We start from the raw sequence: 23,532 nt of genomic DNA, 5'->3' as shown, positions 1-23,532 counted from the left end.
GGACTGGCGCAACAGAACCGGTAGCTTATGAGAAGAAAGAAAGAAAAAAAGGAGGGACTGCTTCTGAGGCCGGTGCCCGTGCAGGTATATGGGGTGATTCCGGCACGGCCTTCTACGTGAAGCGCCGTGCCGGAACAGGAAGTGCTTACTTCTGGGAATGTCCTTCTATGTATTGTATCAGTTCCCTTAGCTGCGCTTCGTTGTCAAAATCCACTTTGTTGGTTCTAAAATATTCGATCAGAGCGTCTTTGGCGTTAGGATAAAGCCGGGAGATATTGCGCTTACTCGCCTCATAGTAGTGGTCATTCAGGTCGGCCAGGTAGTAGGAGGTCTTTACCTTGAACTTGTAATTGTCGCTCGACTTGAGGTTATATGTCTGCGACTTATCTGCATACTGGGTGGCGCTGGTGGCCGCAATAGAACTTGGGCTGGAGCCCATGGCACCCTTGCTCTTGATGTCAGCCACCTCATACTTTTCCTTTACAAGCAGCGTGGCCGATCTGAACTTTTCCAGCTGCTGTAGCAAGCTCTTGCTTTCCTGATCATAGAAATACAGGTCGTCCCCGATAGAAATGGAGGAGATGGTGAACAGGTTATCGACGGCCAACGTATCTTCGCCCTTCACAAACTCCGCTTCACCTGAGAAGACGTTGTAGTTAAGGTTGGCGATGGTGGCTGTTCCATTCTTAAACGTCACTTTCCCCTCTTTAAACTCCGGATAGCGATACATTTTATTTTGGATTACGCTGGAGCCATTGCCGTTAGTTGGGGCCACTTCTATACTTTTACCGACGCTTTTTTGTGCCGACAGCGGCAAAGGCAAAATAGGCAGGAAGCCCATGGCAAGAGCTAAGGCGCAAACATAAACGTGTTTCAATTTCATACGCTTCTATCGTTACTGGTGAGAACCTGGTGTTGATCAGTCGCAAAGTATGGCTAAAGCCAAACTAAAGTGAGATAATTTAAACAAATATCCTAGAATTATTCCTGTTTTTGATGTAGCGTTCAAAAACCCTGAACGATAGAGCCATTTTCTGACGTGAACAGCAGAAGCATACGCTTTGCCGCAGCTACTGTGGCCGCTTCTTGGTTCCTCGCGTAGGCGGGGCTGAAAGCGGATCGTCGGGCCAGTGGTGCTTGGGGTAGCGACCGCGTAAGTCTTTTCGCACCTCGAAATAGCCATTGCTCCAGAAGCTGCGCAGGTCGCGGGTAACCTGTACGGGTCGTGAGGCAGGTGAGAGCAGGTGCATGAGGAGCGGCACCTTACTGCCCCCAATGCGCGGCGTATCCAACAAACCGAACACCTCCTGCAGGCGCACAGCCAGCACCGGCGCACTTGGGTCCGTATAGTCCACCGCAATGCGCGAACCGCTGGGCACCTGCAGGTGGGAGGGGGCCAGCCGGTCCATTTCCTGCCGCTGCTCCCAACTCAAATCAGCCAGCAGTATTTCGCCCAGGTCCAGGCGACCTACCTGGTCAAGTGAGCGGAGGCCGTAAAGGTGGGGCGCCAGCCATGCGTCCATTCTCTCTGCCAGCGCTGCATCCGATACGTCGGGCCAGTTCTCCGGGTCGAGTTGATGCAGGAAGGTCAGGCGTTGCCGGATGCTGGTGGCTTCCTTGCCCCAGGGCAGCCTGTCGATGCCTTTCTCCCGTAGTGCCTGCAACAGCGCCTGCGTTACGATTTCCGGATCGGGTTTGGAATTCATACTTTCATCCAGCACCAGGGCGCCGAGCTTTTTTATACTTCGGGCTACTACCTGCTGCGAGCTTTCCTGCCAGCGCACTTCCTGCAACACTTCTACCTGATCAGCAAAATGTTGGAGCACGTCAGCTTTTTCCAGCGGTGCAGCTAACAGGATGCGGGGCTGCTTGCCCAGGTCCAGGTGCGCGACGGCGTAGAAATCCGCCTCCCCGAAGAGCTCCGTGGGCAGGGTGGCCCGCTGTCCGCTGATCAGCCTCACCCTGCCGGACGACTCGCGTTGTGCCAGCCGGTCGGGGTAAGCGAGAGCCGTCAGGACGCCTGCCTGGTCCGGATTTATACTTGGGTTCGTTTCGCGCAGCCGCTGCCGCAGGTTCTGGGTTTGTTCCTTCACCCGGCGCAGGGCGTTTTCATCCAGGCTATAACCCGGCGTAAGTGGTCGCTTTCCGGCCAGCAGTTCCAGGCGCAGGTGCAGGTCAGGCAGGCCGTCGCCACGAGAGAGTTGCACGGGTTTTAGCACATCCCGCTCTGAAAGTATGGCTGCCAGCGCACAGGCTGTCGCCCCGTATCCGAGATCCTGCCCGCGGATAACCAGGTGTCCCAAACGCGGATGCATTCCCAGCGAGGCAAGTGCCTTCCCATGCGGGGTAGGATTGCCAGACACATCTATAGCCTCCAGGCGAAGCAGCAGATCTTTGGCCAGGGATAGGGCGGTGACAGGAGGCGTGTCGAGCCAGTGAAGGGCCGTCGCATCCTTTGCGCCCCAGATAGCCAGTTCCAGCGCCAACCCCGACAGGTCGGCATCGAGTATTTCCGGGTCCTGGCGCTCGGGCAGCTGCAGCTGGTCGGCAGTAGACCAGAGGCGGTAGCAAATGCCCGGCCCCAGTCGCCCGGCGCGGCCGCGCCGCTGGTCAGCCCCGGCTTTCGAGACAGGCACGGTGTCGAGGGTGGTGAGGCCGGTGCGGGGCACGAACTTGGGCACGCGGGCATAGCCCCCGTCCACCACAATCCGAACGCCCTCTATGGTTAAGCTCGTTTCGGCGATGCTGGTGGCCAACACTACTTTGCGCTTCTTCTTCGGGGAGGGCTGTATGGCGGCCACCTGTTTGGAGAGCGGCAGGTCACCGTGCAGCAGGTGCAGTTCTATTTCGGAGGAGAGTTTCTCCTCCAGCAACTGCGCCACCTTCCGGATCTCGCCCATGCCTGGCAAAAAGACAAGTATATCACCTTCCGTCACCTCGCTGAGTGCCTTCCGAATGGTTCTGGGGGCTAGCTCCGCCAGTCGCTGAGAAGGGTAATTGCCGGCGGAGGCTACTTCGGCAGGGGAAAGATAGTGCGTTTCGACAGGGTACATGCGGCCCTCGCTGCGCACCACCGGCGCGCTGAGCCAATTGCCAATGGCGGTTGCGTCCAGCGTAGCCGACATCACCAGAATGCGCAAATCAGGACGCAGCACCGCCTGGGCGTCCAGCGCCAGCGCCAGCCCCAAATCAGCCTGCAGGTTGCGCTCATGAAACTCGTCGAAAATGATGGCAGCTACACCCTCCAAGGCCGGGTCTTCCTGAATCATGCGGGTGAGAATGCCTTCGGTCACCACCTCCACACGTGTTTTGGGCGATACCTTGTGGTCCATCCGTACCCAATACCCCACGGTTTGCCCCACCGGCTTGCCCAGCAGGTCGGCCATGCGTTCGGCAGCGGCGCGGGTAGCCAGGCGGCGTGGTTCCAGCACCAGAATTTTACCGTCGTTGCGCCAGCTTGCCTGTAGCAGCGCCAGCGGCACCAGCGTGGTTTTACCGGCCCCCGGAGGAGCTTCCAGCACAGCGCGGTTATTGGCTTCCAGGGCCTTCAGCAGCCGTGGCAGCGCCTCTTTTACAGGCAGGTCGGGGAGTAGGGGGAGTAAATCAGCAGTCGGTATCACCTCCCAAAGTTCGGGATTGTTTTTGAAATTCGCTTTAGGGTGGTTAGAGAAGTAGAGTTCAGAGAAGTTATACTTTCTCCTCTTGTCATCTATTAATACCGCCAGTTTGAGCGCAGCGGAAACTGGTGGTGGAGCATGGAAGCCAGTTTGTAACTGGCGGAAGTGTAGTACTGTGTAGTGCCAGTTACAAACTGGCAGCATCGTACACCACAAGTTGCGCTAACGCTAAACTTGCGGCATGGAATGTAAGTTGGAACTGTCCAGTCATACAGCTTAAATTGTCTGGATATGGATTTACAGCATGATTGGATTAACAGGATTGCAGAACCGGGTCCAACCACCCCTGGCCCCTCCTTAGCCAAGGAGGGGAGCTTGCCATTACTGGTGCTGAAGTATAAATTTCATAGCTGTTGTTCTGTGTGGACAGGTTATATACTACCTGTCCACACAGAGGCAATTCAGTACTATCCCTCCAGCACCAACTTCGATACCTCCTTAGAAGGCAGGTCGGATGTGCCCATCAGGTAGGTGTCGATGGCGCGGGCGGCTTCGCGGCCGTCGGAGATGGCCCATACTACGAGCGACTGGCCCCGGTAAGCGTCGCCGGCGGCGAAGATGCCTGGTACATTGGTTTGCCAGTTCTGCAGTGTAAAGTTTCCGCGGTTGTCTGTGTCAAACCCGAAGCTGGCTTTGAAGGCGTCGTGCAGCGGGCGTTCGTAGCCGATGGCAATCAGGGCCAGGTCGCAGGGCAGGATCTTCTCGCTTTCCGGCTTCTCAGTATACTCGTAGCTGTTCTTCCACTCCAGCTCTACCACCTTCAGGCCTTTTACATGGCCATTTTCATCAGCAATGAATTCCTTCGTAAGCCAGCCCCAGCTACGCTCACAGCCCTCTTCGTGCGAGCTGGAGGAAGTATACGTCATAGGCCATTCCGGCCAGGGGTTCTGCGGCGTGCGTGCCGAGGAGGGCATGGTGCGGTACTGCAACTGACTGATAGACCGGGCAAACTGCCGGTTGGCCGTGCCCACGCAGTCGGAGCCCGTGTCGCCGCCGCCAATCACCAGCACATGTTTGTCAGTTGCCAGCAGGTCTTCTTCAGACGCTATACTTTCGCCGGCTACCCGGCGGTTGTGCAGCGTCAGATAGTCCATCGCAAAGTGGATGCCCTTCAGGTGATTGCCCGGGATGTCGAGTACGCGCGGTTTGCTCGAGCCGATAGCCATCAGTACCGCGTCATACTTGCGGTGCAGCTTTTTCAGGGTGACTTCTTTGCCAATCTCAATACCCAGATGGAAACGAATGCCTTCTTCTTTCAAAATGTCCAGGCGGCGGTCGATCACCCACTTTTCCAGCTTAAAATCCGGAATACCATAGCGCAGCAAGCCGCCCGCTTTGTCATCCTTGTCATACACGTGCACCTCGTGGCCAGCCTGGTTGAGTTGTGCCGCTGCCGCCAGTCCGGCAGGACCGGAACCCACAATGGCCACCTTTTTGCCGGTGCGGCGCAGCGGTGCCTGTGGTTTTACCAGCCCCAGCTCAAACGACTTCTCGGCTATACTTTTCTCGATGTGCTCGATGGCCACCGCAGGCTTATTAATAGACAGCACGCAGCTCGACTCGCAGGGGGCAGGGCAGATGCGGCCGGTAAACTCCGGGAAGTTGTTGGTGCTGTAGAGAATCTGCGCCGCGCGCTCCCACTCGCCCTCATATACGGCATCGTTAAAATCCGGTATCTGGTTACCCAACGGGCAACCGCTGTGGCAGAACGGCACGCCGCAGTCCATGCAGCGGTTGGCTTGCTGCCGGGTCTTTTCCTCCGGAAAGGAAGTATAGATTTCGTTTGAGTCGTTGATTCTTTCTTTAGGGTCGCGAGCCTGTGGCAGCTCGCGGGTATATAACTGGAATCCGTCTATCTTTCCCATTAGGCAACTGATTTAACTGTTTCACTTTCACTTTTCTGCAGAGCCTTCTTCAGGTCGTGCGGCATCACTTTCTGGAAAAACTTCTGGTGCACATGCCAGCCTTTGAGCATATCCTTGGCCAGGGAGCTATCCGTATAGGCGGCGTGCTCTTTCAGTTTCTGCTCGATCCAGGCCAGGTCAGTGGCGTCAGGCTGCTCCAGGTCCGCCATACTTAGGTTACACTGGTCGGGGAAGGCATTGGTAGGGTCGTAGACGAAGGCCAGGCCGCCGCTCATGCCGGCCGCAAAGTTGCGGCCCACTGCGCCAAGTATAAGCACCTTCCCGCCGGTCATGTACTCGCAACCGTGGTCGCCGATGCCCTCTACCACCGCCTCAGCGCCGGAATTACGCACGCAGAAGCGCTCACCGGCCATCCCGTTGATGTATACTTTACCTGAGGTGGCCCCATAAAGCGCCACGTTGCCCGTGATGATGTTCTCAGAGGCCACATAGGTGGAGCCTTCGAAAGGCTGCAGGATCAGCTTACCTCCTGATAAGCCTTTGCCCAGGTAGTCATTTGCTTCGCCTACCAGGCGGAAGGTAAGCCCTGGTGCCAGGAAAGCCCCGAAGGTTTGGCCCGCCGAGCCGTGGAAGGTGGCGTTGAAGCTATCCTCCGGCAGACCATCCTTGCCATACTTGGTGGAGACATCATAAGATAGCATCGCGCCTACAGAGCGGTCCACGTTGATGATGCGGTACTCGTAAGGTGCATTTTTGTCTCTCTTGAAATCGCGGATGAGCTTCTTGTCCAGTACGTTGTCGATGTCGTGCTCCTGATGGATCTGGTGGTAAATGCCCACGTTGTTAGGCGCTACCTCCTGGTGCAGGATCGGGTCGAAGCTGAGGTTCTTGAGCTTCCAGTGATTCAGGTCGTTGCGTACTTTGAGCACCTGCGGCTGGCCTACCATCTCGTTTATACTTCTGAAGCCAAGCGAGGCCATGATTTCGCGCAGTTCCTGAGCCATAAAGCGGAACAGGTTCACCACATGCTCCGGATCGCCGGTAAAGAGCTGGCGCAAGTCCGGGTTTTGGGTGGCGATGCCGACCGGGCAGGTGTTCAGGTGGCACTTGCGCATCATTATGCAGCCTTCCACGATCAGGGCGGCCGTAGCCACACCAAACTCCTCAGCACCCAGCAGGGTAGCCACCGCCAGGTCGAAACCCGTCATCAGCTTGCCGTCGGTCTGCAGTACCACGCGGCTGCGCAGGTTGTTTTTCACCAGCGTCTGGTGCGCCTCTGCCAGGCCCATTTCCCAGGGCAAGCCGGCATGGCGGATGGAGCTAAGCGGACTGGCACCCGTACCGCCGTCAGCGCCGGAGATCATGATGGCGTCGGCTTTGGCTTTGGCTACACCGGCGGCGATGGTGCCCACGCCCGCCTCGGCCACCAGCTTCACATTGATGCGAGCCTTGGGGTTGGCGTTTTTCAGGTCGAAGATCAACTGCTTTAGGTCCTCGATGGAGTAGATGTCGTGGTGCGGGGGGGGAGAGATCAGGCCTACGCCCGGGGTAGAATGGCGCACGCGGGCAATCCACTTGTCTACCTTGTGGCCCGGCAGCTGACCGCCTTCGCCGGGCTTGGCCCCCTGCGCAATTTTGATCTGGATCTCGTCGGCATTGGCCAGGTAGTGGCTCGTCACGCCGAAGCGGCCGGAGGCTACCTGTTTGATGGCGGAGCGTTCGGAGTCACCGTTCTCTTTTAAAGTATAACGGGCCTCGTCTTCGCCGCCCTCGCCGCTGTTGCTCTTGCCGCCAATACGGTTCATGGCGATGGCCAGGGTGCTGTGCGCCTCATGCGACAGGGAACCGAAGGACATGGCTCCGGTGGCAAAGCGCTTGAATATATTTTCCACGGGTTCTACTTCCTCCAGGGGTACCGACTGGCGCTTGCGGAACTCGAAGAGGTGGCGCAGCGTAACAGCCGACTGCTGGTGCTCGCGCACAAGCTTAGAGTATTCTTTATAGAGGCGGTAGTCACCCAGACGCGTGGACTTCTGTAGCAGGTGAATCACCTCGGGGCGCAGCAAATGCTCTTCGCCGCGTCTTCGCCACTGGAAGAAGCCGCCCGCCTCCAGCAGCTTGTCCTCGCTGGCAAAGGCAGACCAGTGTTTCGTCAGCGCTTCCTGCTCCAGGTCCTCGAAGTTGAGGCCCTCCAGGCGGCTAACCGTGCCTTTGAAGCATTTCTGAATCACTTCCTGCCCAAAGCCGATGCACTCAAAAATCTGCGAGCTCTGGTAAGCTTGCAGCGTGCTGATGCCCATCTTGGAGAGTATCTTCAGCAAGCCGTTGCCCACTGCCTGAATGTACTGCTCGGCATAATAGGAGAAAGGCTTGGTGGTGTCCAGTTTCTCCTTCTCCAATAGGTGCTGCACCGTGTCGTAGACCATGTAGGGGTACACGCAGCTGGCTCCGTAACCAATGATGGTGGCAAAGTGATGCGTTTCCCAGGCATCGCCTGCCTCTACCACCAGACCAGTTTTGGTGCGGATGCGCTTTTCTACCAGGTGGTGGTGGATGGCACCCACCGCCAGCAGCGAAGGAATGGCGGCACGGTCTTTTTCCACTGCCCGGTTGGAAATGATGAGGATCTTTTTGCCTCTGCCAATGGCCGCTTCAGCCGCCGCGCATATTTCATCCAGGGCGTTTTGTAGCGCGCCTTTCTCTCCGGTGGAGAAGGTGGCGTTGATGGTATGGTTGTCGAAGCCTTCGGCTTTCAGGTTGATGAGCTTGTTGAAGTCGCCGTGGCTGAGCACCGGGTGCGAGATATGGATCTGGCGTGTGTGGGCCGGGGTCTCGTCCAGCACGTTCAGCGACTCTCCCAGGCGGGTAAACAGCGACATCACCAGCCGCTCCCGGATCGGGTCGATGGGCGGGTTGCTGACCTGCGCGAAGTGCTGCTTAAAGTAGTTGGCCACATGCTGGCTCTGGCGCGAGAGCACCGCCAGCGGCGTGTCAGAACCCATACTTCCCAAGGGCTCCTTGCCGGTCGTGGCCATGGGCTGGACGATGAGTTTGAGGTCCTCGGAAGTATAGCCATAGGCTTTCTGCTTCTGCCGCAGCTCTTCCGGCGACACTGTGTTCAGGCAGAAAGCGGGCTCCGGACGCTGGTGCAGCTTGATGCGGTTCTGCTGGATCCACTCAAAGTATGGCTTGTCGTTGCAGACCAGCTGTTTGATCTCCTCGTCTTCGTAAATTCTGTTTTCCTCCAGGTCAGCAAGCAGCATCTTGCCGGGCTGTATGCGTCCACGGCGTACCACATCCTTCGGGTTCACCGGCAGCGCGCCTGCTTCGGAGGCCATCACCAACCGGCCTTGCTTTGTGATGCAGAAGCGGGCCGGGCGCAGGCCGTTGCGGTCGAGGGTGGCGCCAATCTGTTTGCCATCAGTAAAGAACAGCGCGGCCGGGCCATCCCACGGCTCCATCAGCGCCGCATGGTATTTATAAAACGCTTTGCGTTGAGGATCCATAAACGGGTTATCCTGCCAGGCCTCGGGCACGAGCATCATCATCACATGGGGGAGCGGGCGACCGGCCAGCGTGAGCAGCTCTACCATGGCGTCGAGGTTAGCCGAGTCGGAGTTGGCTGGATTGGTGATGGGCAGGAGCCACTTGAGTTCCTCCTCTGTGAAAAGCGGCGAAGACATCAACGCCTCCTTCGACTTCATCTTCGTCACGTTGCCCCGGATGGTGTTGATCTCGCCGTTGTGCGCGATAAAGCGGAAAGGCTGTGCCAGCTTCCAGTTCGGGAAAGTGTTGGTGGAGAAACGGGAATGGATCAGGGCCAGGGCAGATTTAAATTCCGGGTGGCGCAAGTCGTGGTAATAGGCCTCCACCTGGTCGGTTTTCAGTTGCCCCTTATAGATAATAGTGCGCGAAGAGAAGCTGGGCATATAAAAGGTGCCGTTCTCGCCGCTTACCGTTTTGTTGATTTCGTGGGTGATGAGGCTGCGCAGCACAAATAGCTTGCGCTCCAGATCTCCCTGGTTTATACTTGCATCTGTGGGCTGCACAAACACCTGCTCGATGTAGGGCTCCACCGCTTTGGCCTCGTGCCCCGGCACGCGGCTGTTAACGGGTACCAGGCGGTAACCCAGCAAGGTAAAACCCAATTGCTTGATGCACTGGTTCATGACCTGCCTGCACTTGTCCCTGACTTCGTAGACAGTGGGGAAGAAGATCATCCCGACCCCATAGCTGCCTTCCTGCGGTAGCTTTATGGCAAACTCGCGCAGTTGCATCTTAAAGAAGCTGTGCGGGAGTTGTACCAGAATGCCTGCTCCGTCGCCGGTTTCAGGGTCGCTGCCTGTGGCGCCGCGGTGCTCCATGTTGGTGAGCATCGTCAGCGCATCTTTGACAATGCTGTGCGACTTCCTACCATCCAGGTTTACGACACATCCCACGCCACAGGCATCGTGCTCAAACTCGGTTCTGTACAATCCTTGGGGTAGGCTATTTTGCTGAATCATTTCACGAAATCTATTAGTCATACATGGTATTAAGGGAGAGAGAAGTCATAAATTATAATTTAAATATTTAATAGGCAAGTTTTGTTGATTATAAATTTTTCAATCATTCCAGTGTATTTTTCTGAAACATCAATAAAAGCACTGTCGATTTGCTAAAAACAAACAGCTATACGTGTTTCTTTAGCTGTTTTATACTTGCTGCCAAACTGGGGCTACAGGGCTGTACTTTAGGTGGGGAAGCTAGCCGATAGGTATTTGACTATATACCGGGAAGTGAGTCGTTACTTAGCGTTATTTAAAAAGTTATAAAACATCCTGTGTTGTGGCGACTAAGCTGATTATGCCGGCCTGGACAGAGCGATACGGGTTTATAATTAATTATGGAACCCTCTTTTCATTTTCGGGAAAGTATTAGTTATTTCGACCCCTCATGACCTGCATCGTATAAAATAAACTATGAATTCTTTTGTATTAGGAGTTGACATTGGCGGCAGCCACATCACGGCGGCAACAGTGGATATGGAATCGAGAACGCTGCTGCCTCAGACACAGGTGCGGGAGCCTATACATGGGGATGGCTCTGTAGAAGAAATTATGACAGCCTGGGCAGGCGCGATGGAGGCGGCTATGGCTAAAAGCAGCGAGCCGGTAAGCAGGATCGGGATCGCCATGCCGGGGCCTTTCGACTATGTTAACGGCATAGCGCTGATGCAGGGGCAGGGCAAGTATGACGCGCTGTATGGCGTGGACGTGATTGCCCTAGTAGCCGAAAAGCTCGGTTTTGACAAATCAGCTATCCGTACCTTGAATGACGCCGCCTGCTTTCTGCAGGGAGAAGTGTTTGGAGGGGCGGCAAAGGGCTTCAATAGGGCCATCGGCATGACCCTCGGCACCGGACTGGGCACTGCCAGGTATAAAGATGGCCTGGCCGAGGACGCTGATCTGTGGAAAACACCTTTCGGAGAAAGTATAGCCGAGGAATACCTGAGCTCGAGGTGGTTTGTGAAGCGCTACACCGAGCTGACGGGAAAGCAGGTGCCTCATGTAAAAACAATGGTGGACCGCATGCCGCAGGAGCCGGTGGTAGGGGAGATTTTTCGTGAGTTTGGCGAGAACCTGGCTACGTTTCTGGTGCCTTTTATCCGGGAGGCAACGCCGGAGGTGCTGGTGCTGGGTGGCAATATCAGCAAGGCTTATACTTTATTTGGCCCCGCCCTGCAACTGGGGCTGGCGCAGCAAAACTGTTTGATCCCGATCAAAACGGCTATACTGGGTGAAGAGGCTGCGCTGCTGGGCGCGGCTAGTTTGTGGGTGTAGAATTACCCCACCCCAACCCTCCCCTAAAAACAGGGGAGGGAGTTTATACTTTGCCGGGTCCAACCACCCCTGGCCCCTCCCCCGGAACAAGTCCGGGATCCGAGACTTAGCCAAGGAGGGGAGCCTGTAATTACTATGGCTGAAGTATAAGTTCTATAGTTTCTGTCCCCCGCACGGACAGGTCGCGACCTATCCCTACAGGTATGAACTCACCCATAGCCCCTCCCAGGAGGGGAATTCAGAACTTATTATACTTTATTGTCATCCCGAACTTTGTGAGGGATCTATCTGGGATACTGAATAGATCTCTCCCGTAGGTTGAGATGACAAAAGCGGCGGCTATCGAACTGATCCCAGTCCTTGGGTGGGGGTAGGGGCCCTCGACAAAGAGCGCCTTGTGAGATCCGGTGCCGCGAAAGCGGCAGCGCCCTGGCGCAGGAGGGAACACAGCGCGATGCCAAAGAGAGTTTACCCCGATGCATATCGGGGAGCCCTCTCGGGCTGGAGAGCACCAAAGTATGAAATGAAACAGTAGGCTCGTAAGACTGAGGATCAGCAGAAGCTAGAAAGCATAGCTTGTGTCAAGAAGCAGGAAGCAGCGGCTAGGGAAGTATAGCCGAAGTATAAAGTATGGCTTACGCGGATCTAGAGATCCGCAGCAGAATTGGTTCGGGACAAGGATGTCCCGAACAGCTTTAGCTCAAGTATAGCTCAAGTATAAAGTATAGCCAAAGCAGGTATGGCTCTTTGAGCCAGTCGAGTCACAGACTCGACATCATAAAAATGACACAAGTCTGAAGACTTGCGCCAGGAAGAAGGTATTTGGGAAGTATAAAGCTACTTCCTTACATCACGCTACCTATACATCGCCCCAATCAAATCCTCATACTTCTGCATGATCACCTTCCGCTTCAGTTTGAGGGTAGGGGTGAGCTCGCCGTTGCTGATCGTCCAGTGGTGCGGTAAGAGCTCGAAGCGCTTTACCTGCTCCACGGGGTTGAAGAACTGGTTGTAGTGGTTGATGGCTTCCTTGATGAGCGTACGTACCTGCTTGTCCTGGGCAGCGGCATCGTCGCCGGGATAGGGCAGCCCTTGCTTGGCGTACCACTCCTTTAGGGCATGGAAGGCAGGAACAATCAAGGCCCCCACATACTTCTGTAGCTCGCCCACTACCATGATCTGCTCAATCCAGGGGCTTTCCACCATCCTGTTCTCGATGGGTTGCGGGGCTACGTACTTGCCGCCGCTGGTCTTGAACAGCTCCTTCTTGCGGTCGGTAATTTTAAGGAATTTGCCGTTTACCAACGTGCCGATGTCGCCGGTGTGTAGCCACTCGCCGGAGATGACCTCCGCCGTCAGGTCGGGGCGTTTGTAGTAGCCCAGCATCACGTTAGGGCCTTTGCACAGGATCTCCCCGTCTTCAGCAATTTTCACCTCCACGCCTTCCAGCAAGGGGCCCACCGTGCCGAACATGCGGTTCTTCTCGGGATAGCGGTTGCCGCTGATGATAGGGGAGGCTTCGGTCAGGCCGTATCCCTCCTGAATCACAACACCGGCTGCAGTGAATACTTTAAGCAAACGCACCTGGCAGGCGGCGGCTCCGGTGATGATGGCTTTTACCTCGCCGCCCAGTGCCTGACGCCATTTGCTGAAGATGAGCTTGTCGGCCAGGGCCAGCTGCAGGCGGTAGTTTATAGGTTGCGGCTGGTTTATCTCAAAGCGCTCGGCCAAGCCCAAGGCCCAGAAAAAGAGCTTCTTCTTGGTGCCGGTGAGGGCATTGCCTTTGGCCAGTATGGTTTCGTATACTTTCTCCAGCAGGCGCGGCACCGTGGTGAAAAGCGTGGGCTTAACCTCCCGCAGGTTCTCGCCAATCTTCTCCATCCCCTCGGCATAGTAAATGGACACCCCGCAGTAGAAGTAGCAGTAGGTGGCCATGCGCTCGAAGGCGTGGTTGAGGGGCAGGAAACTGAGCGCACGCTTGCCGCGCACCCCGATCTCTTCGATGATTTTGGCGCTGCCGAACACGTTGCTTACTAGGTTGCGGTGCGAAAGCATCACGCCCTTCGGAACGCCGGTGGTGCCGGAGGTATACAGGATGGTCGCCAGGTCTTCCTCGCCGATGGCCTCGCGGTGCCTGGTTACCGCTTGCTCCGCCTCCGGCGTGAGGGGCAAAAGCAATTCGGCCCAGCTTTTGGCGTGGGGCACCGGTTTGAACGTATAGATTTCCTGCAGGTCGGGCAGGGCGTGGGTAATTTCCTGCAGCTTCTCATAAAGCGCCTCATCCCCCACAAAAACCACTTTAGCACCTGAGTCGCTAAGTATAAACTTAAGCTCGCTGTTGTTGATGTTCGGGTAAACGGGCACCGATACGGCCCCTGTCTGCTGAATGCCCAGGTCCACGATCATCCACTCCGGGCAATTCTGACTGATGATGGCTACTTTGTCCCGGCCCTCGGGCGTGCCGTCGCCGCTGGATAGACCCCTGGACAGCAGGGTGGCGCTAATCTGGTTGGCCATGTCGCGCACCTGCGCGGTGCTATACTTGCGCCAGATGCCGTTTTCCTTGGCGCACAGCATATCCGGCAGCGGGAAGCGCTCCAGCTGGTAGGTGACACAGTCAAACAGGCGTTTGGGGGCAGGCATCAGGCCCGAATTATGATCTTGCATCTGGTGCTATACGTTAGACAAACCACACCGACTCCGGCTCCAGCGAGACCTGCACGGCATCACCGGCGCGGAAGGCGTTATCCCATACTTTGGCTTTGACCACGTCGTGCGGTAGTTGTACCTCCACCTCGTAGAAACTGCCAAAATATTGTATACTGTTTACTTCGCCGGGCAGTGCCTTGTTGCCTTCTGCCGTTAGCTTAAGCCTTTCGGGCCGCACCAGTAGGCTTTTGCCTTCCGGACTCAGGTCGTAAAAAGCGGCAAAGGCGTTGGTGCCGTCTTCGCTTAAGAGGTTGTAGCCCCCGAAAAGGGCGGCCGTATACTCGTTGGCCGGCTGCCGGTACACCTGCTCGGGCGTGCCCTGTTGCTGCAGCTCCCCATCCTTCAATACCACCAGTTCGTCAGCCCAGGAAAGGGTGTCGTGCGGGTCGTGGGAGATGAGGGTGCAGGTGATGTCGAGCTCCTCGCTGATGTCGCGGAGCACGTCTTTGAGTATACTTTTATGGGCGGTGTCGAGGTTGGAGAAGGGCTCGTCGAGCAGCAGCAGGCGCGGGGCGGTGCTGAGCAGGCGGGCCAGGGCGATGCGCTGGCGCTCGCCACCCGAGAGCTGGTTTGTCCGGCGGGAGAGCAGGTGGTCTACGCGACAAATCTCGTAGAGGAAATCCGCCCCCTCGCCTGAAAGAGTATTGGCATATTTTAGCACCTGCTCCACACGCAGCGAGTGCGGCAGCTCGAAGTGCTGCGAGAGGTACGCGATGCCGGGATGACCGGGCACGAGTTTATCCACCGGGCCAATCACGCGTTTGCCCTCAAAAAGTATGGAGCCGGCAGAGGGCTCCACCAATCCGGCAATGACTTTGAGCAGGGTGCTTTTGCCAGCGCCCGTTTCTCCGGCGATGGCTACCTTTCGGAATTCCTCCTGGGTGAAACTGATGTTATGGAGGATGGTTTTACCTGCCTCCTCTACAGAGATACCGGTAACGTCTAAAAAGCTCATGTATAACGAGGGGCAATAAGTTTAAATCGCATGCATCAAATTAGGGCAAAGGTACTGCAAAGCGATAAGCTTTCCCATCTCCGGATAGGATTTGGCGGAGGATGTTACGGGTTTATACCCTTGTCATCCCTCCCATGTCTTTTTCAGATTCAGACAGAGCCAAGGGGAGTGGAAAACTATCCCCTTGAGGGGATTATAGGGGTGTTTACACCTGCTTGCTCACCTGTTTTTGCACACACAAGGCGCCTGCTCCGTAGCTTTACACCCCTGTAGTCCCCTCAAGGGGACAATACTCCAGAATTACAGCTTATTCCAAAGAAGTTATGGGACAGGATAAGGTTTATACCTTGCGTCCGACGCTGCAAAGTAATACGGTAGGCAAACTCAGGCATTCAGCCAGGCCAGCGCTTCCGCCATCGTGTAGAAGCTGCGCACCTGAAAGCAGTCTTTCATATCCTCAGCGGCTTTCCCGGCTGTTTTTTCACGGTAGTCCAGGCCGGTGGTAAGCCTGGCAAACTTCCGGAGGCGCGTCGTACTTAGCTCGTGCGCAAACTTTTCGACAATGGCGCCATACTCCTGCTCCGGCAGCGTGAGGGCTGAGTTCCGTGAGTCTGCCAGAATCTTCTTAATGTCATAGTTTTTGACGGTGCTTACCAGCTCAGCCAGGATGAAGCGAAGCTCATGTACGGTGTAGTCGTGGATGTTGGGCCATTCCACAGAGAGAATATCCAGGGCGGGGTTAAACTCGAGCTTAATGAATTGATTGGGTATGAGCATCAGAATTTATGCGTATTGCGGAAACAAGTATAATGAAAAACTTATACTTATACATTGAAACACTGGCTCCTGCAGCTATAAAAAACCGAAGCCAGTCTACCTGGCGCCTACTAGGTAAACTGGCTTTGGAGTATGGCTTCCGGTTTATACTTGCTATGACTGGCCGGTTGTGTTTTTCTGCTTTGCCACCGCCTTCTTTACCGCCGGCGCCACCACCGTTCCCAGCAGCTCAATGGCGTGCAGCATCTGCTTGTGCGGCAGCGTACCCACGCTAAACTGCAGCAGGAAGCGGGTGTTGCCAAACAGCTCGTACTCGTAGAGGATTTTATCAATAACCTGTTGCGGGCTGCCCACCAGTAGCGAGCCCTGCGGCTGGCGCATCATTTCGTAGTGCTCCCGGCTCATGGGCGACCAGCCCCGCTCGCGCCCCAGCTTGCTCATCACCTGGGCATAAGGGCCGTAAAACTCATCCGCCGCCTTCTGCGAGTCTTCCGAAATGTAGCCGTGCGAGTTAATGGCCAACTGGAACCTGGCCGGGTCGTGGCCCGCCTTTTTGTAGGTTTCTTTGTAGAGGTCGGCGAAGGGCACAAAGCGGTCGGGCATGCCGCCAATGATGGCCAGCGCCATGGGCAAACCCAGGCTGGCGGCGCGCACTACCGAGGCCGGGGTGCCGCCTACGGCAATCCAGATAGGCAGTTCCTTCCCGTACGGCCTGGGGTAAACGCCCCGGTTTTTGATGGATGGGCGGTGCTTGCCTTCCCAGCTCACATGCTCGTGCTTGTTGAGCTCCAGCAGCAGCTCCAGCTTCTCGGTGAAAAGGGTGTCGTAATCTTTCAAATCGTAGCCAAACAGCGGGAAAGACTCGATAAAGGAACCGCGGCCAGCCATGATCTCAGCGCGCCCTTTGGAGAGCAGGTCCACGTGGGCAAAATCCTGGAAAACCCGCACCGGGTCGTCGGAGCTGAGCACGGTGACGGCGCTGGAAAGCTTGATGTTTTTGGTCCGGGCAGCGGCAGCGGCCAGCACCACGGCCGGCGAGGAAACCAGATAATCGGAGCGGTGGTGCTCGCCAATGCCAAACACATCCAGGCCCAGCTGGTCGGCCAACTCGATTTCCTCCAGCAGGTTGCTCAACCGTTCCTGTGGCGAAAGCAGGTTGCCGTTTGTGGGGTCCGGGGTGTTTTCTACGAAGGTGGTGATGCCGATTTCCATAAGGTTTCTATACTTAGGTTTTACAAGGGAATGGTGCAAACTATAAAGTATGAGCAGAAGTATAAAGCAATAGCTGCCTGTGGCCTGTCTTTTAGCTTTACTTTCTGCCGGTCTTTTTCGTTCTTTAAAAGCAGGTAAGAGGCAAAATTGTTTTGCAGCTTTAGTCTACCACCCCTAAACCGTATCAGATCATTATGCACGACATCGTTATAGAAGCCCGTAAAGCCGCCATCGCTCCCGGCATGAGTGTGCGCCGCATCCTTCCTTTCCGTCTGCGCCGGATGGTGGGCCCTTTTATCTTTATGGACCACGCCGGGCCGGTGGACCTGCAGCCGGAGCTGGTGCACAACATGGACGTGCTGCCGCACCCGCACATCGGCCTCTCTACGGTCAGCTACCTTTTCGGCGGGCAGGTTACGCACCGCGACAGCCTGGGTGTGGAGCAGGTGATCCGGCCGGGGGAGGTGAACTGGATGACGGCCGGCAGCGGCATCGCCCACTCCGAGCGCTTCGAGGACCCCGCCACGCTGGCCGGCGGCGAGTTGGAGATGATCCAGACCTGGGTGGCCCTGCCGGAAAAAGACGAGGAGTCGGTGCCAGCCTTTACCAACTATAAACCAGAGCAGCTTCCGGTGTTTACCGACACGGGGGTGTGGATGCGCCTGATTGCGGGCAATGCCTACGGGCTGCAGAGCAACGTTCACACGCACTCGCCTATGTTCTACCTGCACGTGGTGCTGGAGCCGGGCGCCCGCTTCGGCCTGCCCAGAGAGCATGCGGAGCGCGGTATCTATGTAGCCAAGGGAAGTATAGAGATAGCCGGCAGCACCTATACCGTGGGCCAGATGCTCGTTTTCAACAAAGGCGCAAGTCCGGTGATACGGGCCAAAGAGCACACGACGCTGATGCTGCTGGGAGGCGAGCCACTGGGCGAGCGCTACATCTGGTGGAACTTCGTTTCCTCGCGGAAAGACCGGATTGAGCAGGCAAAGGCCGATTGGAAAGAAGGACGCATCTTGTTGCCGCCTTCGGATAACCTGGAGTACGTACCCTTGCCGGAAGATAAATCAAAACCGGCGGGAGGCCCTGCGCCGCAGGCGCTTTCGTGAGGTGAACTGCCAATTCAAACCAGGCGGCGATTTACTTTGTTAGCGGTTTATACTTTTGCTACACCCAATTTCCGAACCGAATCACCTGCATGATAGCACCTCCTGATTTGTTCCGGCTGCAGCGGCTCCGCTGCAGCGCCTTTTGCCAGCCCGCCTCCTCCGAGTTCTACAACATCCTGCTGTTGGAGGGGAACGGCCAGCTCAGCCTGGACTTTACGGAGTATACTTTTGAGGGCAAGATCGCGCTGTTTACCTCGCCGTATCAGCATTTAAGTATAAACAGCACGTCGGATGTGGCGGTGGAGCAGCTCACCTTTCACGGCGACTTCTACTGCATCGAGTACCATAAAAATGAAGTGGCCTGCAACGGACTGCTGTTCAACAACCTCTACAGCCAACCCTTCATCAACCTAAATAACAAGGAGCTGCACCAGGTGTTCGATAAGCTGCGGGTGGAAATTGAAAAGAACGAAGCCTACTCCGAGCCGGTGCTGCGCACCTACCTGCAACTCATCTTGGCCATTGCCAGCCGGGTGAAGCGGCAGCAACAACTCGATGCCGCTGTCTCCCCAAATCCGATGGAAAAGTTCAGGGAGCTGCTGGAACAGCACTTTCTTACCGAGCGATCCATCACCTTCTATGCCCGGGAGATGGCGCTTTCGCCAGGGGCTTTCTCGCGCAAGTGCCGGTTATACTTTGGCAAGTCGCCTTCGCAGCTGCTGCAGGACAGGGTGGTGCTGGAAGCCAAAAAACAGCTGCACCTTACGCACAAAAGTATAAAAGAGGTGGCCGTGGCCCTAAACTTTGACGACGAGCATTACTTCAGCCGCTTCTTTAAAAAGCACACGGGCGTGTCGCCCACGCTGTTCCGGGAGAAGGTGGGCATCTCGGTGGTGGCGGATTTGTCCATGAGATAGAAAAATATGTCCATGTTGCGGAGGCAAAGTATACAGTAGGTTTGCAACATGAAAGAACTCACTCAAAACCTGCTGGTTCAGTTAGCTGATGCACAGCGCTACTTTATTCATTTCGTCCAGATATCTATTTTCATTGTCATGGCCTGGATTGGGGGGCTGAAAGCCTTCCAGTACGAGGCCGATGGTATTGTGCCCTTTGTGGCAAACAGCCCGTTCATGAGCTTTTTCTACAGCAAGGAGGCGCCGGAGTATACCCAACATAAAAACAAGGAAGGGGAGGTGGTGCCCGAAAACATCGCCTGGCACCAGGAAAACAACACCTATGCCTTCTCTTACGCCCTCGGCGCGGTGATCATCGCCATTGGCACCATTACGCTGCTCGGTATTTTCAGCGCCAAGCTGGGCTTGGTGGGCGGTTTACTGACTTTTGGCATGTCCCTCGTGACGCTTTCCTTCCTCATCACCACTCCCGAAGTATACGTGCCGGACCTGGGCGGTCCGGATCACGGATTCCCCTTCTTGTCAGGTGCGGGGCGGCTCGTGATCAAAGACATCATCATGATGGCCAGCGGGCTGGTAGTTGCCTCGGATGCCGCCAAGCGGCTGTTGGCGGAAAACCGGGTAAGAGCCCAGAAAGTATCTGTAGGTGCATAAATTCTGGTGAGGCTATACTTTTCACCGGAGCACCTGGCTGCGGCACAGGCTCAAATAGTTGCGGCCGGTCCATAGGAAAGTATAAATCGGCTATAGGAAGTATAAAATGCGCGCATCCGCACAGCATTTACCGGGAAGCCGCACATATCCGGACGCCGCCATCAGATCCCGAACCCATACTTGTCTCCTGTACCAGAACGCCTCTCACCTGATTGGCCTTCCTGAGACGCTAAGCCGTATTACCCGGCATCGCAGCAAAATGCTTTCTTGATTTATGTCAATGACTTGCGGCCTCAGTTGGCGGTATCTTTGCAGTAGAAAGAATGTCAGTTGGGCTTGAACCTTACAGGGGTACGAGGTCCAGCTGTACAAAATACATAAGCAATGAACAGGAAGAATTTTATCAAGACATTAGCGATAGGAGCAGCAAGTATGACAAGTATAGCAGCATTCAGCCGGTTTACCAGTGACCTGAAAGAGGACGGATACCTGATGCCGGTGCTGTTCATGGGGCATGGCTCCCCGATGAACGGTATTGAGGACAATGAATTTACCCAGAAATGGAAGGAGCTGGCTAAGGATATCCCTACCCCGAAAGCCGTGGTGGTTGTCTCGGCCCACTGGCTCAGCAAGGGCACCCGCATCACCGCCATGGACTTCCCGAAGACCATACACGACTTCGGCGGCTTCCCGCAGGAACTTTTTGCTGTGCAGTATAAGGCGCCCGGCTCCCCGGAGATTGCCAAAGAAACGGCTTCCCTGATTAAATCGGCCACCGTGGAGATGGACCACGACTGGGGCCTCGACCACGGCGCCTGGACAGTGATCCGCCACATGTACCCCGAGGCCAACGTGCCGGTGCTGCAGCTCAGCATCGACTACACCAAGAGCCCGCAGTACCACTACGACCTGGCCAAGGAACTCTACAACCTGCGCCGGAAGGGCGTGCTGATCATGGGCAGCGGCAACATGGTGCACAACCTGCGCATGGTGGCCTGGGACAGGCTGGATGACAACGCGTATGGGTTCGACTGGGCCATCCAGATAAACGATACCTTCAAGGAACTGATCCGGAACGGCCACCACGACAAGCTTATAAAGTATGAGCAGCTGGGCCGGGAGGCAAGACTTGCCATCCCGACACCGGAACATTACTGGCCATTGCTTTATACCTTGGGCCTGAAAGGCAGCAAAGACGACGTTTCCTTTTTTAACGACAAGGCCGTAGGCGGCTCGCTCACCATGACCTCGGTAATGCTCGGGTAAGCCCGCATCCCTTGGTGCTGACACCTAGATGAGAGAGTGCCAGCCTTGAAAGTATAAAGGAGAAAGCAGCTCCTGCTTGATACAGATAAAAAACATCGGGTCCGACTTCGTTAAGTCGGACCCGATGTTTTTTTTAAGTATAAATGCTGTGCGCTTCATAGAGAAATTGACGTTTAGGGGCGGGCGCCGACCTTGTCTACTTTGTTAAAGTACTCCCGCTGCAGTTCCAGGGTTTTGGTGTCTGCCTTTACGGCTTTCAGCGCCTTTACCAGGGTTTCCACCTTGTTCTCAGTTATCAGCTTACCCATTTCCTTCGAGGCTTTGGCGCCCTCGCCTGCATAGTGGTTCGGGTAGCTGGCGTACCACCAAATGCCGGTGTAGAGGTTCGGCAGGGAAGCCATGCGTTTCTGATCTTCGCCGGACTCGGTTGTAGCCAGTTTCTGTTTCACCAGGTCAGGGCGCAGGTAGAGCAGGGTGGAGGTCTCATTCTCACCGGCATGCATGTCGCCGGCCGCATCGGACTTGCGCAGCTTCTTTGCCTTTTCCGAAAAATCCGGGTCCTGGCCGGGGTCGAAGAAATACACGGCGTAATCCCGGGGCTTCTCCAACTGGGCCTGCACAAAGTAGCGCAGCAGCTGCGGGTTGCCGCCATGGCCGTTCACGATGACGATCTTATCAAAGCCATTGCGGGCAATTTCCTCCACGGTTGCCTCCAGCAGGTCCCAAACCACCCGGCTCGGTAGCGCGAAGGTGCCCGGTTGTTGCTGTGCCTCGTATACCTGCCCGTAAAAGTAATCGGGGAAAACGACGGCGTACTCCTGTTTGGCGGCCCTGGCCGACCATTCCCGCACATGGATCAGATCCGAGCCGAGCGGCGCGTGCGGGCCGTGCTTTTCCAGAATACCGATAGGAAGAATGCAGGTGCGCTTGGATTTCTCCAGGGCCTGGGGCCAGTCGCTGGCGGTTAGCTCGTCCCAGCGGTAGGGGATGTCCTGCGCCGTGGCGGTAGACGCAGCGAACAGAAGTATAAGTAGAAGAAATCGCATAGGCTGCTATGGGTTAAGGTGAGATTATACTATGTGAATATAGCATTTTGTCGATTCACTTGCAAGGTTCTTTCCTTTGTTTATACTTGAAAGTATGATAGTTGCCCTGGTGGCTTTCCGGTAACTGCAGCCTTGGTGGTTACTGCATAGGAAAAAAAGCAGCGGGTCCGGCCATGTTAGGCCGGACCCGCTGCTTAAAAGTATAAATTCTTGCCTGGCGCTTAATGGAAGAACAGGTAAGCGATGAAGATGGCGGCAATGATGCCTGCCAGATCTGCCAGCAGGCCGCAGGTAAGCGCGTACCTGGATTTGCGGATGCCCACGGAGCCAAAGTATACTGCCAGGATGTAAAAAGTTGTTTCGGTGGAGCCCTGGAAGACGGAGGCCATGCGGCCCACAAAGGAATCGGCACCGTAATTGGTCATGGCCTCCACCATCAGTCCGCGGGCGCCGCTACCGCTCAGGGGCTTCATGAAGGCTACCGGCAGGGCAGGCACAAAGTCCGTGTTCACGCCGGTCAGCCCGATCAGGTAGGCGATGCCGTTTACCAGCATATCCAGCGCACCGGAGGTTCGGAACACCCCGATGGCCACCAGGATGGCCACTAAGTATGGGATGATGGTAATGGCGACGGAAAACCCTTCCTTGGCCCCCTCGATAAAAGCATCGTACACGTTTACCTTCCGCACCAGCGCCAGGCCAATGAAGGAGATGATGATAGAGAAAAGGATAACATTGCTGGCTACCGTGGAGATAACGCTTACCTGCTCCTGCGGGATGACCGAGAAATAATACATCAGCCCGCATATCAGCAACAGTAAAGTGCCCAGGTAAGCCAGTATCACCTTATCAAACAGGTTGATGCGCTGGTAAAGTGCTACGGCTATCAGGCCTACCAGCGTGGCGAAAAAGGTAGCCAGAAGTATGGGAATGAAGACATCGGAAGGATCGACGGCACCCAGCTGCGCCCTGAAAACCATGATGCTGATGGGGATGATGGTAAGGCCGGAGGTGTTGAGCACCAGGAACATGATCTGGGCATTGGAGGCCGTGTCCTTGTCCGGATTCAGCTCCTGCATCTCCTTCATGGCCTTGAGGCCCAAGGGCGTGGCGGCGTTATCCAGGCCCAGCATGTTGGCCGAGAAGTTCATCAGGATGGAGCCGAACACCGGGTGCCTGTTCGGGATCTCGGGGAAGAGGCGGTGAAAGAAAGGCCCCACCAGCCGGGCCAGTATGGCCACCACGCCCCCTTTCTCGCCCACCTTCATCAGGCCCAGCCAGAGCGTCATCACGCCCGTAAGCCCCAGCGAGATCTCGAAGCCCAGCTTAGCATTGTCGAAGGTGCTGGCCACGAGCTTCTGAAATATCTCGGTATCGTTGAAGAAGATGAGCTGAAAAAGGGCAATAGCAAAGGCGACCAGGAAAAAGGTGGCCCACAGGTAATTTAAAACCATTGGCTAAAAGGTTGGATAAGTTCAGATTCAGCCTGTAAGATACAAAGCCTCCCTAAGAAAAACCATTGG

At 55.9% G+C, this 23,532-nt stretch carries 15 protein-coding genes; 5 read left to right on the top strand and 10 right to left on the bottom strand.

What is annotated here, in order from left to right:
• Positions 1-145 precede the first annotated feature (145 nt).
• From A3841_RS18565 to gltB, 4 genes are all read right to left on the bottom strand, one after another.
• On the bottom strand, positions 146-883 hold the full coding sequence (locus A3841_RS18565; RefSeq protein WP_139308013.1) for a hypothetical protein: 738 nt from the start codon (positions 881-883) through the stop codon (positions 146-148).
• A gap of 187 nt (positions 884-1,070) precedes the next feature.
• A complete protein-coding gene (hrpB, locus tag A3841_RS18560) occupies positions 1,071-3,620 on the bottom strand; it encodes an ATP-dependent helicase HrpB (RefSeq protein ID WP_235861487.1) in 2,550 nt (849 codons plus the stop codon).
• Between the two features lie 464 nt (positions 3,621-4,084).
• On the bottom strand, positions 4,085-5,542 hold the full coding sequence (locus A3841_RS18555; protein ID WP_073854691.1) for a glutamate synthase subunit beta: 1,458 nt from the start codon (positions 5,540-5,542) through the stop codon (positions 4,085-4,087).
• Positions 5,542-10,068: a glutamate synthase large subunit gene (gene gltB / locus A3841_RS18550; RefSeq protein WP_235861486.1), complete on the bottom strand. Its 4,527-nt coding sequence runs from the start codon at positions 10,066-10,068 to the stop codon at positions 5,542-5,544. The genes A3841_RS18555 and gltB overlap by 1 nt, the downstream gene beginning before the upstream one ends.
• A gap of 435 nt (positions 10,069-10,503) precedes the next feature.
• Between gltB and A3841_RS18545 the strand changes: the two genes are divergently transcribed.
• A complete protein-coding gene (locus A3841_RS18545; protein WP_073854687.1) occupies positions 10,504-11,364 on the top strand; it encodes an ROK family protein in 861 nt (286 codons plus the stop codon).
• Between the two features lie 855 nt (positions 11,365-12,219).
• On the opposite strand, the gene A3841_RS18540 is transcribed toward A3841_RS18545, so the two are convergent.
• From A3841_RS18540 to A3841_RS18525, 4 genes are all read right to left on the bottom strand, one after another.
• Positions 12,220-14,031 (bottom strand): AMP-dependent synthetase/ligase, encoded by a 1,812-nt coding sequence (locus A3841_RS18540; protein WP_235861484.1) that lies wholly within the window; start codon positions 14,029-14,031, stop codon positions 12,220-12,222.
• 13 nt (positions 14,032-14,044) lie between these two features.
• Positions 14,045-15,028, bottom strand: coding sequence for an ABC transporter ATP-binding protein (locus A3841_RS18535; protein WP_073854683.1), 984 nt, complete (start codon positions 15,026-15,028; stop codon positions 14,045-14,047).
• 384 nt (positions 15,029-15,412) lie between these two features.
• Positions 15,413-15,805 (bottom strand): hypothetical protein, encoded by a 393-nt coding sequence (locus A3841_RS18530; RefSeq protein ID WP_073854680.1) that lies wholly within the window; start codon positions 15,803-15,805, stop codon positions 15,413-15,415.
• A gap of 153 nt (positions 15,806-15,958) precedes the next feature.
• Positions 15,959-17,017: an LLM class flavin-dependent oxidoreductase gene (locus tag A3841_RS18525; protein ID WP_073854678.1), complete on the bottom strand. Its 1,059-nt coding sequence runs from the start codon at positions 17,015-17,017 to the stop codon at positions 15,959-15,961.
• 194 nt (positions 17,018-17,211) lie between these two features.
• On the opposite strand from A3841_RS18525, the gene A3841_RS18520 reads away from it, so the two are divergent.
• The 4 genes from A3841_RS18520 to ygiD all read left to right on the top strand — a co-directional run bounded on the left by A3841_RS18520 (position 17,212) and on the right by ygiD (position 20,963).
• Positions 17,212-18,126 carry a pirin family protein gene (locus tag A3841_RS18520; RefSeq protein WP_073854676.1) on the top strand — a complete coding sequence of 305 codons (915 nt, stop codon included), beginning with the start codon at positions 17,212-17,214 and terminating at the stop codon, positions 18,124-18,126.
• Between the two features lie 89 nt (positions 18,127-18,215).
• The gene (locus A3841_RS18515) at positions 18,216-19,043 is read left to right on the top strand and encodes a helix-turn-helix domain-containing protein (protein WP_083610430.1); all 828 of its coding nucleotides are present in this window, start codon (positions 18,216-18,218) and stop codon (positions 19,041-19,043) included.
• Positions 19,044-19,091: 48 nt separating this feature from the next.
• The gene (gene rclC, locus A3841_RS18510) at positions 19,092-19,697 is read left to right on the top strand and encodes a reactive chlorine resistance membrane protein RclC (RefSeq protein ID WP_073854674.1); all 606 of its coding nucleotides are present in this window, start codon (positions 19,092-19,094) and stop codon (positions 19,695-19,697) included.
• Positions 19,698-20,129: 432 nt separating this feature from the next.
• Positions 20,130-20,963 (top strand): 4,5-DOPA-extradiol-dioxygenase, encoded by an 834-nt coding sequence (ygiD, locus tag A3841_RS18505; protein WP_073854672.1) that lies wholly within the window; start codon positions 20,130-20,132, stop codon positions 20,961-20,963.
• 173 nt (positions 20,964-21,136) lie between these two features.
• On the opposite strand, the gene A3841_RS18500 is transcribed toward ygiD, so the two are convergent.
• Both A3841_RS18500 and A3841_RS18495 read right to left on the bottom strand, forming a co-directional pair.
• On the bottom strand, positions 21,137-22,009 hold the full coding sequence (locus tag A3841_RS18500; protein WP_073854670.1) for a creatininase family protein: 873 nt from the start codon (positions 22,007-22,009) through the stop codon (positions 21,137-21,139).
• A gap of 221 nt (positions 22,010-22,230) precedes the next feature.
• Positions 22,231-23,463 (bottom strand): nucleoside recognition domain-containing protein, encoded by a 1,233-nt coding sequence (locus A3841_RS18495; protein WP_073854668.1) that lies wholly within the window; start codon positions 23,461-23,463, stop codon positions 22,231-22,233.
• Positions 23,464-23,532 lie beyond the last annotated feature (69 nt).

The organism is Pontibacter flavimaris (genome assembly GCF_001907195.1).
GTDB lineage: Bacteria > Bacteroidota > Bacteroidia > Cytophagales > Hymenobacteraceae > Pontibacter > Pontibacter flavimaris.
Note: the sequence above shows the minus strand (reverse complement) of the source record. Positions and strands in the feature narration are given on the sequence as shown.